This window comes from Pseudomonas sp. P5_B2, assembly GCF_056400445.1.
Genome location: NZ_JBFULH010000128.1, coordinates 1 through 10,804 on the forward strand (window position 1 = coordinate 1; position 10,804 = coordinate 10,804).

At 59.8% G+C, this 10,804-nt stretch carries 9 protein-coding genes; 7 read left to right on the plus strand and 2 right to left on the minus strand.

Features of this window, described 5'->3' with window-relative positions:
- Positions 1-224: 224 nt before the first annotated feature.
- The 7 genes from AC1DRJ_RS12895 to AC1DRJ_RS12925 all read left to right on the plus strand — a co-directional run bounded on the left by AC1DRJ_RS12895 (position 225) and on the right by AC1DRJ_RS12925 (position 8,243).
- Positions 225-1,883 (plus strand): Na/Pi cotransporter family protein, encoded by a 1,659-nt coding sequence (locus tag AC1DRJ_RS12895; RefSeq protein WP_477802487.1) that lies wholly within the window; start codon positions 225-227, stop codon positions 1,881-1,883.
- Between the two features lie 157 nt (positions 1,884-2,040).
- Positions 2,041-3,417 (plus strand): M16 family metallopeptidase, encoded by a 1,377-nt coding sequence (locus AC1DRJ_RS12900; RefSeq protein ID WP_477802488.1) that lies wholly within the window; start codon positions 2,041-2,043, stop codon positions 3,415-3,417.
- A gap of 233 nt (positions 3,418-3,650) precedes the next feature.
- On the plus strand, positions 3,651-4,679 hold the full coding sequence (locus AC1DRJ_RS12905) for a DUF5924 family protein (protein WP_477802494.1): 1,029 nt from the start codon (positions 3,651-3,653) through the stop codon (positions 4,677-4,679).
- Between the two features lie 52 nt (positions 4,680-4,731).
- Positions 4,732-5,880: an ABC transporter permease gene (locus AC1DRJ_RS12910; protein ID WP_477802489.1), complete on the plus strand. Its 1,149-nt coding sequence runs from the start codon at positions 4,732-4,734 to the stop codon at positions 5,878-5,880.
- Positions 5,877-6,680 carry an ABC transporter ATP-binding protein gene (locus AC1DRJ_RS12915; protein ID WP_223518873.1) on the plus strand — a complete coding sequence of 268 codons (804 nt, stop codon included), beginning with the start codon at positions 5,877-5,879 and terminating at the stop codon, positions 6,678-6,680. Before AC1DRJ_RS12910 ends, AC1DRJ_RS12915 begins: the two co-directional genes overlap by 4 nt.
- Position 6,681: 1 nt before the next feature.
- Complete coding sequence (locus tag AC1DRJ_RS12920; RefSeq protein WP_477802490.1) at positions 6,682-7,620, plus strand: MlaD family protein; 939 nt, start codon at positions 6,682-6,684, stop codon at positions 7,618-7,620.
- The gene (locus AC1DRJ_RS12925; RefSeq protein WP_477802491.1) at positions 7,617-8,243 is read left to right on the plus strand and encodes an ABC-type transport auxiliary lipoprotein family protein; all 627 of its coding nucleotides are present in this window, start codon (positions 7,617-7,619) and stop codon (positions 8,241-8,243) included. The genes AC1DRJ_RS12920 and AC1DRJ_RS12925 overlap by 4 nt, the downstream gene beginning before the upstream one ends.
- Before the next feature lie 176 nt (positions 8,244-8,419).
- Here AC1DRJ_RS12925 and AC1DRJ_RS12930 read toward each other — a convergent pair whose 3' ends face one another.
- Together AC1DRJ_RS12930 and AC1DRJ_RS12935 are read right to left on the minus strand one after the other, a co-directional pair.
- Positions 8,420-9,649: a nucleoside recognition domain-containing protein gene (locus AC1DRJ_RS12930; RefSeq protein WP_477802492.1), complete on the minus strand. Its 1,230-nt coding sequence runs from the start codon at positions 9,647-9,649 to the stop codon at positions 8,420-8,422.
- A gap of 221 nt (positions 9,650-9,870) precedes the next feature.
- A partial coding sequence (locus AC1DRJ_RS12935; RefSeq protein WP_477802493.1) for a cation:dicarboxylate symporter family transporter occupies positions 9,871-10,804 on the minus strand: 934 nt, incomplete at its 5' end.

Consider the following 10,804-nt stretch of genomic DNA (forward strand, 5'->3'; position numbering starts at 1 on the left):
ACACTCCGTCTTCGCGAGCAAGCCCGCTCCCACATTTTTTTTTGCGCAGCTATCAAGATCGCTGCATGAATCTGTTTCCATGACAGTTTTGTTTCATTCACGTCTTCAGCTGTGCAATGCTGGCGTCAAGGCCATTAGCCAACTACAGCTTAAGTACAGAACGTAGAAAAAAGCGCAGTACCGTCAACTTGCCCCTTTGGGGCGCGCCACCACAGGGGGTCTGTATGCTAACCCTGCTCAATTTGTTATCGGCCGTGGCCTTGTTGATCTGGGGCACGCACATCGTCCGAACCGGCATCCTGCGGGTTTACGGCACCAACCTGCGCCATGTGATTGGCCGGAACATGTCCAAGCGCTGGCTGGCGTTTGTCGCCGGGATTGTGGTGACGGCGATGGTCCAGAGCAGTAACGCTACCGCCATGCTCGTCACCTCGTTTGTCGGTCAGGGTCTGATGGCTCTGACCCCGGCTCTGGCGACCATGCTCGGCGCCGACGTCGGTACGGCGCTGATGGCCCGGGTGCTGACGTTCGATTTGTCGTGGCTGTCGCCTTTGCTGATCTTTGTCGGGGTGATTTTCTTCCTGTCGCGCAAACAAACCCGGGTCGGGCAGATGGGCCGGGTCTGTATCGGCCTGGGCCTGATTATTCTGGCGTTGCAACTGATTGTCGAAGCCGCCGGGCCGATCACTCATGCGCAAGGGGTGAAGGTGATCTTCGCCTCGCTGACCGGCGACATCCTGCTCGATGCCCTGATAGGTGCGCTGTTCGCGATGGTCTCCTACTCCAGTCTCGCGGCCGTCCTGCTGACCGCAACCTTGGCAGGCGCCAATGTGATCAGTCTGCCGGTAGCCATCGGCTTGGTGATTGGCGCCAACATCGGCAGTGGCATCCTCGCGTTTCTCAGCACCAGCATGCAAAACGCCGCGGGCCGTCAGGTCGCGCTCGGTAGTCTGTTGTACAAGCTGATCGGTTTACTGCTGATCATCCCGGTGCTTGATCCGCTGGTGCACTGGATGGATAGCCTGGATTTCAGCCCGCAGGAAATGGTGATCGGCTTCCACCTGCTCTACAACACCGCGCGTTGTTTGATTTTGCTGCCGAGCGTCGGGGGGATGGCCAGGTTGTGCGCCTGGCTGTTGCCGCAGCGGCCGGAAGTCAACGGAATGGCCAAAGCACGGCACCTCGACCCGACAGCGCTGGTCACGCCGAGCCTGGCGCTGGCGAATGCGGCCCGGGAAACCCTGCGCATGGGCGATCTGATCGATAACATGCTCGAAGCCATGCTCGATGTGCTGCACGGCAGGCAAACCGCCGTGACCCAGGAAATGCGGCGCCTGACCGATGATGTCGAAGCCCTCTACAGTGCGATCAAACTCTATCTGGCGCAAATGCCCCGCGAGGACCTCAGCGTCCAGGACAGCCACCGTTGGGCAGAAATCATTGAGTTGGCGATCAATCTCAAACTCGCCAGCGACCTGATCGAACGCATGTTGCGTAAGGTTCAGCAGCAGAAAACCTCACAGCGCCGGTCTTTTTCCGAGGTTGGACTGGAGGAGTTGGCAGGGCTGCACAGTCAGTTAATCTCCAATCTGCGCTTGGGTTTGTCTGTGTTCCTGAGTTCCGACAAGGAAAGCGCGCGTCAGTTGTTGCGTGAAAAACGTCGCTTTCGCGCACAGGAACGGCGTCTAGCCCATGCCCATGTCAGCCGATTGCAACGTAAGATTGTGCAAAGTCTGGAAACCAGTTCATTGCACCTGGAGTTGATTGCCGACATGAAACGTCTGAACTCGCTGTTCTGCAGCAGCGCTTATGCAGTGCTGGAAACGTCGGACACCGGGGCACTGGTCGTCGACGATTTGGCGGACATCACGCATTCGCCTTGAACGTCTGGCGGTGTGGTCAGTCAGTAACTTGAGTTCCGGTTCAAAAGCATCGCGGGCAGGCTTGCTCCCACCGCAAAACCAATTTGGAAGCGAGCCTGCTCGCGATGGCTGCCCGGAAAGGAACATGGATCGCCAATCAGCCGTATGGAAACCTGTTATGCGTTGTCTGCTGTTCGCCTGTTTGTTGCTTGGCTCATTTTCTTCGTTTGCCCTGGATCGCTTTCAGGTCGAAGGCTATACGCTGCCCAACGGCCTTCAATTGCTGCTAAAACCGGGCACCGAGCGCGGGCATGTGGCGATTCGTCTGGTGATCGGCGTGGGTCTGGATGATTTCAGCTGCGAGGACAAAGAGCTGCCCCATCTGCTTGAACACCTGTTGTTCAGTGGTATCGACGCCACCGGCGAAGGTGGCCTGGAAGAGCGCATGCAGGCGCTGGGGGGTGAATGGAACGCTTTCACAAACAACGCCGACACAACCTTCGTCATCGAAGCGCCGGCGAAAAACCAGCGCAAGGTCCTCGACCTGTTGCTGGCGCTGCTGACCCAGACCCGCATTGATGACAACGCCATCAGCGCTGCCAAGCAAGTTGTCGAGCGCGAAGACGGCGGTCATTACACACACCTGCAACGCTGGCTGGATCGCCAGGACCTCGGCCACACGGCCAGTAATCAACTGGCGGTGGAGCTGGGCCTCAAATGTCCGGAGCGCGCCGAAGTCGATCACCTGACCCGCGAGCAACTGGAAAAGGTGCGCAAGCTCTGGTACGCACCCAACAACATGACCCTGATCGTGGTCGGTGACCTCGACCGGTTGCTGCCGGCCTATCTGGAGCGAGCCTGGGGTGAGCTTGAAGCAGTCGACCCAAGCGATCACCCGCCCCTGCCGGAAATCCAGACCAGTGCTGCCCATGAGCGCACGCTCAGTAGCGGTTTCGTCGGTGGAGGAGCGAAGTTGCATTGGTTGGTGCCAGAGCCGGTGCTGGCGGATCAGCAGGACGAAACGTTCGACCTGCTCAAGGACTATCTGGACTGGGCGCTTTATCGCCAGATGCGCCTGACTCACAGTTTGTCTTATGGGCCTTCGGCTGAGCGTGAGCTGTTTGGCGGTGTGGGMTTCATGAGCCTGAACGCCGACCTTGAACGCGATGATGTACCGCAGGCTGAGCAAGTCCTTGAAGAGTTGAAAGCCCAGTTGCTCAAGGACGGACTCGACGCCGACACTTTCAACCGACTGAAACAGGCCGCTATTGCCCGTCAGGCCTGGGCGGTGCAAGGCAATAGCGCGTTAGCCGATTATTACTGGAGTGCCCTTGGGGAGTACGAGAACGGGCGTTTCGCCAACCCGGCCAGGGAACTGCGAGGCGTGACGCTGGAGGAAGCCAACAAGGCTTTGCGCGAACTGCTGCTGCAACCGGGGTATTTGCGGATCGAGAAGCCGCTGATGGGTGATGACCAGTTGTTATGGGCGATTGCCGGGGTACTGGGATTGCTGGTGCTCGGATTATTGGGCTGGCGCTTTCATCGCAGGCAATAACCGGTCCCTGTGGGCACCGAGGCTTTTGTGGCGAAGGGGGCTTGTGTGGTGAGGGGGCTTGCCCCCGTTGGACGGCGAAGCCGTCCCATAACATTAAATGCGGTGTATCAGGATTATGCGATTGCAGTAGTAGGGGCTACTGCGTAGCCCAACGGGGGCAAGCCCCCTCGCCACATGGCCCCCCGGCGGGTAACCTGTCGAGGATATTTCCTACGATGAATGTGAACCGCCGAATGCCGACCCTGACCCTATACGTCCAGCGCCTCCTGGAACTGATGAAGCGCTACCCAGGGGTCATTGCACTCGGTGGTTTCATCTCCGGTGTCGGCAGTTTCATCCTGGTGGATCGCCAACAAGGTCTGGCGACCTGGATCACCATTATCATGGTGCTCAGTTGGGTCTGGCTGATGCTGGAAAACAGCCTCACCAAGCTGTTCGCCAAAGTTTTCAAGCGTGAAATTCCCCAGCCGCTACTGCGTTACGCCACGCAGATGATCCACCAGGAAAGCCTGTTCTTCGTCCTGCCGTTCTTTTTCATCACCACCACTTGGAACAGTGGCCAATTGTTCTTCACCGGGCTGTTGGGTATTGCGGCGCTGATTTCCATCATCGACCCGCTCTACTACAAATGGCTGGCACCCCGGCGCTGGGCGTTCCTGGCGCTGCATACCCTGACGCTGTTTGCCGCGTTGCTGACCGCCCTGCCCGTCATCATGCACCTCACCACGTCCCAGAGTTTCAAACTGGCGCTGGGGACCGCCGTGCTGCTGTCGTTCCCGAGCCTGGCGTCGATCTTCCCGATCCGTACAGTGCGCAACGCCTTGGCGATCCTCAGTATCACGCTGGGCGTAGGCGCTCTCGGGTGGGTCCTGCGCTCGTGGGTGCCGCCGGCGACCTTGTGGATGACCGATGTGGCGATCAGCACGCAAATGCAGGACCGCACACCCGGTGCCAGTCTGGAGGAAGTCACGGCCGAGCAGATTCGTGGCGGCGGGTTGTATGCCTACACCGCCATCAATGCCCCGCGCGGTCTGGATGAACGGATTTATCACGTGTGGCAGTTCAACGGCAAAGAGGTCGACCGCATCCCGCTGGACATCCACGGTGGGCGCAAGGAAGGTTATCGTGCCTGGACGCACAAGCAGAATTTCCCGGGCAACCCGGCGGGCAAATGGCAGGTCCGGGTGTTGACCGAGGATGGCCAGGTCATCGGCGTGCTGCGCTTCAAGGTCACAGAGAGCACACCGACCAAAGAAAAGTAGCGCGGTTCGTGTTATTACGTAGCTCTGCATAGACCGAACAAGCACGGAGCTTATGACCAGCAGCGCAATGGCCGGCAATGCCCAACTGGATGCCTCTCACTCCCCTGCGCAGCTGCGGGTCACGGGTGACTGGACGCTTGCCCATTACGCCGATCTCAAGCGCCTGTGCGAAAAACTTCGCGGCCAATACGACGACGACACCCACATTGATCTCAACAGTCTCGGCGCCCTCGATACCGCCGGTGCCTCGCTGTTGGTGGAGTTGCTGGGCCCCGAGCGCCTGGGCCGATCCGCCGAACACCCCGATTGCACCCTGACGACCGCCGATCGCGCGCTGCTGCAGACCATCTACAGTTCAATGACCAATTTCTGTGTGCCGGTCAAGGAACCGGAAATCAGCGTCAGTATTCAATTGCTGACCCGAATTGGCGTCGCGGTGGATACGGTCTGGCAGGACACCCTGCAACTGCTGGGCTTCGTCGGACTGATTCTGGAAACCATCGTTCGCGGGCTGTTTAAACCCAAGCGTTGGCGCATCACGCCGATGGTGGCGCACATCGAACAAACCGGCCTTGATGCCGCCCCCATCGTCGCCCTGCTGACCTTTTTGGTGGGCGCTGTGGTGGCGTTTCTCGGGGCGACGGTGTTGGCCAATTTCGGTGCCACAATCTTCACCGTGGACCTGGTGGCCTTTTCCTTCCTGCGCGAATTCGCGGTGTTGCTGACGGCGATCTTGATGGCCGGGCGCACCGCCAGTGCGTTCACCGCGCAGATCGGCTCAATGAAGGCCAACGAAGAAATCGACGCCATCCGCACCTTGGGCCTCGATCCAATGGAGTTGCTCGTGGTGCCCCGTGTCCTGGCCCTGCTGGTGGCGCTGCCGATGCTGACTTTTCTGGCGATGCTCTCGGGGATTATTGGCGGCGGCGTGGTGTGTGCGGTGTCGCTGGATATTTCGCCGGCGATGTTCCTGTCGTTGCTGCAATCGGACATTGGGGTTCAGCATTTTCTGGTAGGGATCGTCAAAGCACCGGTTTTCGCCTTTCTGATCGCCTCGATTGGCTGTCTTGAAGGTTTCAAAGTCAGTGGCAGCGCCGAGTCTGTCGGTGCGCACACCACGTCCAGCGTGGTCCAGTCGATTTTCGTGGTGATCGTACTCGACGCCGTGGCCGCGCTGTTTTTCATGGAGATGGGCTGGTGAGTCGTTTACCCCGTGCGCCTTCCGAGGCGGTGATCGAAGTCCGTGGGCTGTGCAATCGCTTTGGCAGTCAGAGCGTGCACGAAAACCTCGACCTCGATTTGTACAAAGGTGAAATTCTCGCCGTGGTCGGCGGTTCCGGCAGCGGTAAATCGGTTTTGCTGCGCAGCATTATCGGCTTGCGTCAGCCCAGTGAAGGGGTGGTAAAGGTCTTCGGTAAGAACCTGCCGACCTTGTCCGAGCATGAGCGCTCGATGGTTGAACGGCGATTCGGTGTGCTGTTCCAGCAAGGCGCCCTGTTCACTTCGTTGACCGTGACCGAAAACGTTGCCCTGCCCTTGATCGAACACGCCGGCCTCAGCCGTGAAGACGCCGAGCATCTGGCGGCGGTCAAACTGGCACTGGCCGGATTGCCGCTGTCGGCCGCCGACAAGTACCCCGCTGCGCTGTCGGGCGGCATGATCAAGCGGGCGGCACTGGCCCGTGCGCTGGCGCTGGACCCGGACATCCTGTTTCTCGACGAACCCACCGCCGGCCTCGACCCGATTGGTGCGGCGGCGTTCGATCAATTGATCCTGACCTTGCGCGATGCGCTGGGCCTGAGTGTTTTCCTGGTGACCCACGACCTCGACACGCTCTACACCATTACCGACCGGGTGGCGGTGCTGGCGCAGAAGAAAGTGTTGGTAGCGGACGCCATCGACAAGGTCTCGGAAACCGACGATGCGTGGATTCACGAATACTTCCATGGCCCTCGCGGCCGCGCGGCGCTGACCGCCGCTCAACAGCTTAACGAGGTCTGACATGGAAACCCGAGCCCATCATGTATTGATCGGCCTGTTCACCGTGATTGTGGTGACGGGCGCCCTGCTCTTCGGCTTGTGGCTGGCCAAGTCCAGCGTCGACACCGAGTTCAAGGATTACGAAGTCGTCTTCAACGAAGCGGTCAGTGGCCTGTCCAAGGGCAGTTCGGTGCAGTACAGCGGGATCAAGGTCGGTGACGTGGTGACGTTGCGTCTGGACCCGAAAGACCCGCGCCGGGTGTTGGCGCGTATTCGTCTGGGCGGTGACACTCCGGTCAAGGAAGACACCCGGGCCAAACTGGCACTGACCGGGGTCACCGGGACCTCGATCATCCAGCTCAGCGGCGGCACGCCACAGAGCCCGGAGCTCAAGGGCAAGGACGGTCAGTTGCCGACCATCGTTGCCTCGCCCTCGCCTATTGCCCTCCTGCTCAGTGACAGCAACGAGTTGATATCCGGCGTGAACACGCTGATGCATAACGCCAACCTGTTGTTCTCTGCGGAGAACATCGATCGCATCAGCAACACGCTGGCGCACCTGGAGCAAACCACCGGGACGATTGCCGATCAGCGTGGCGATATTCGTCAAGCGATGCAGCAACTGGCGTCGGTCGGCAAGCAAGCCAACAACATGCTGGAGCAAACCACGGCGTTGATGCGCAATGCCAACGGCTTGCTCAACGACCATGGCAAGCAGGCGTTGGGCAGCGCCGAGCAGGCGATGAAGTCGCTGGAACAGAGCAGCACGACAATCAACAAGCTGCTCACCACCAATCAGGAGTCGCTGAACAGCGGCATGCAGGGGCTCAATGGCCTCGCCCCGGCTATTCGCGAGTTGCGCGAAACCCTGACTTCATTGCGCGCCATCTCACAACGTCTTGAGGAAAACCCCAGCGGTTACCTGCTGGGCCGTGACAAGAACAAGGAATTCACGCCATGAAGCTGACTCGTATCGCCCTCCTCGCCGGCTTCATGCTGATCAGTTCGTGTTCGATCCTGCCCAAGTCCGAGCCGTTTGATGTCTATCGATTGCCTTCGGCCCAGGTCAACTCGGCGGCCAGTCATGGCACACCGCAACGCTGGTCGCTGCGCCTGACCAAACTCCAGGCCAGCGACGCGTTGAACAGTCCGAACATCGCGGTGATTCCCCAAGGCGATCTGATCATCAGCTACAAGGGCTCACGCTGGAGCGACCCGGCACCGGTGCTGCTGCGCAATCGTCTGCTGGATGGCTTCCAGCGAGACGGTCGGGTGCCGTTGTTGAGCACCGATGACAGCATTTTCCAGACAGATCTGGAGCTTGGCGGCCAGTTGCAGGCGTTTCAGACCGAGTATCAGGGCTCGACCGCCAGTGTGGTCGTGAGCCTGGATGCGGTACTGGTGCGTAGCTATGACCAGCGAATCCTCGCCAGCCGCCGCTTCGAAGTGCGCCAGCCGTTAAGCGATGTGAAAGTGCCCGCGGTGGTCGCCGGGTTCGGCCAAGCGAGCGACCAGTTGACGGCACAGGTGGTGAGTTGGGCGGTTGAGCAAGGCCAGAAAGTGGCGTTGCCACCAAAACCCTAAAGCCAACAGGGATCAATGTGGCGAGGGGCTTGCCCCCGTTCGGCTGCGAAGCAGTCGTAAATCCCGGTAGTTGTGGTTTACCCAAGTAAACCTTGTCGCCAGTTTTAGGGCTGCTTCGCAGCCCAACGGGGGCAAGCCCCCTCGCCACAGGGCTCACTCCTACAGGGGGATATCGGTCAGCCGAAGAACCAGTAGCAAACCCCGATCGCGCCAAGAACGCCGGCCAGTTCTGCCAGCAATGCACACCCCACCGCATGCCGCGCGCGCTGAATGCCCACCGCGCCGAAGTACACCGCCAGTACATAGAACGTGGTTTCGGTGCTGCCCTGAACCGTGGCCGCCACCAGCGCCGGGAAGCTATCGACACCGGAGGTTTTCATCGTTTCAATCAGCATCGCCCGGGCGGCACTGCCGGAGAACGGTTTGACCATGGCCGTTGGCAACGCATCGACAAATCGCGTGTCCCAACCGGCCCACTCTACCAAGTGTCGAATCCCGTCCAGACCGAAGTCCAACGCTCCGGACGCCCGCAGCACGCCCACTGCGCAAAGCATTGCCACCAGATACGGCAGCAGGTTTTTGGCCACGTCGAAGCCTTCTTTGGCGCCTTCGACGAATGCTTCGTAGACCTTTACTTTGCGTAACGCGCCGATGATCAGAAACAGCATGATCAGACCGAAGAGCGTCAGGTTGCCGAGGATTGATGACAAACCGGCCAGGGCGGTGGCTGAGAGCGTTGCCAACAGCGCCATGAAGCCACCGAGGGCGAGGGCTCCGGGAATCATGTAGGCCAGCACCACAGGGTCCCAGATTCGCAGGCGTTGCATGAACGCGACCGACAGAAAGCCGACAATGGTCGAGCAACTGGTGGCCAGCAGGATGGGCAGGAACACCAGTGTCGGGTCGGGTGCGCCTTGCTGGGCGCGGTACATGAAGATCGTCACTGGCAGCAGGGTCAGGGAGGAGGCGTTGAGCACCAGGAACAGGATCTGCGCGTTGCTGGCCACAGTGGCACTGGGATTGAGTTCCTGCAGCGCCTTCATCGCCTTGAGGCCGATGGGTGTGGCGGCGTTGTCCAGGCCCAGACCGTTGGCGGCGAAGTTCAGCGTGATCAGGCCGATGGCCGGGTGACCGGCTGGCACTTCCGGCATCAGGCGCAGGAACAGCGGGCCCAGCGCTTTGGCCAGCCACTCGACGATCCCGGCTTTCTCGGCAATCCGCAGAAAGCCCAGCCACAGGGTGAGGGTGCCGAACAGCAGGACCATTACCTCCACCGACAGCTTGGCCATGGCGAAAATGCTTTCCACTATCGCCGCAAAGATCCCGGCGTTGCCGCCGATCAGCCATTGCGCCAGCGCCGAAACGGCAGCCACGATGAAGAAGCCAAGCCACAGGCCATTAAGCATCAGTCAAATCCCCCAAAAGATGCGGCGAATGATAGCGGGGTAGCCAGAAACGACAAACCCCGGATTTCTCCGGGGTTTGTTTGTGTGGCTTGTTCAGCTCACTGTGGGAGCTATCCTGCTGGCGATGAGGCCGGCAAATTAAACATCTCTGTTGTTTGATCCACCGCTATCGCCAGCAGGCTGGCTCCCACATAAAAGCCAGACTCCACAGGGTTCAGCTGTTAGATCTTGGAAACTTCGCCGGCTGGCAGTTTTTCCTTGCTGCGCCAGTGCGGCAGGGAGTTCCAGTAGCGCTGACCCTTGGCGTCGTCGTACATGCCTTCCCAGCGTGCGATAACCAGCACGGCGAGGGCGTTGCCGATCACGTTCAATGCGGTACGGGCCATGTCCATGATGCGGTCGACGCCGGCGATGAAGGCCAGGCCTTCCAGCGGAATACCGACGCTGCCCAACGTGGCCAGCAACACCACGAAGGACACGCCTGGAACACCAGCGATGCCTTTGGAGGTAACCATCAGTGTCAGCACCAGCAGCAACTGCTGACTGATCGACAGGTCAATGCCGTACAGCTGGGCAATGAAGATGGCCGCGATGCTCTGGTACAGGGTCGAGCCGTCGAGGTTGAACGAGTAACCGGTCGGCACCACAAAGCTGCAAATGGCTTTCGGCGCGCCGTAGGCTTCCATTTTCTCGATCACGCGTGGCAGCACGGTTTCCGAGCTTGCAGTGGAGTAGGCCAGCACCAGCTCATCTTTGAAGATGCGGATCAGCTTGATGACCGAGAAGCCGAACAGGCGAGCGATCAAGCCCAGCACCACAAAGGCAAAGAACGCGATGGCGAAGTACACCAGCACTACCAACTTGGCCAGCGGCAGCAGCGAGGCGAAACCGAAGTTGGCCACGGTCACCGCGATCAATGCAAACACGCCGATCGGGGCGTAGTTCATGATCATGTGGGTGACTTTGAACATGCTTTCCGACACGCCCTGGAACATCTTCACCAGCGGCTCGCGCAGGTCCGATTGCAGGCTCGACAGACCTAGACCGAACAATACAGAGAAGAAGATGATCGGCAGCATCTCGCCGCGAACCATGGCCGCGAAAATGTTCGACGGGATCAGGTTGAGGATGGTCTGGACGAACGCGTGTTCATGC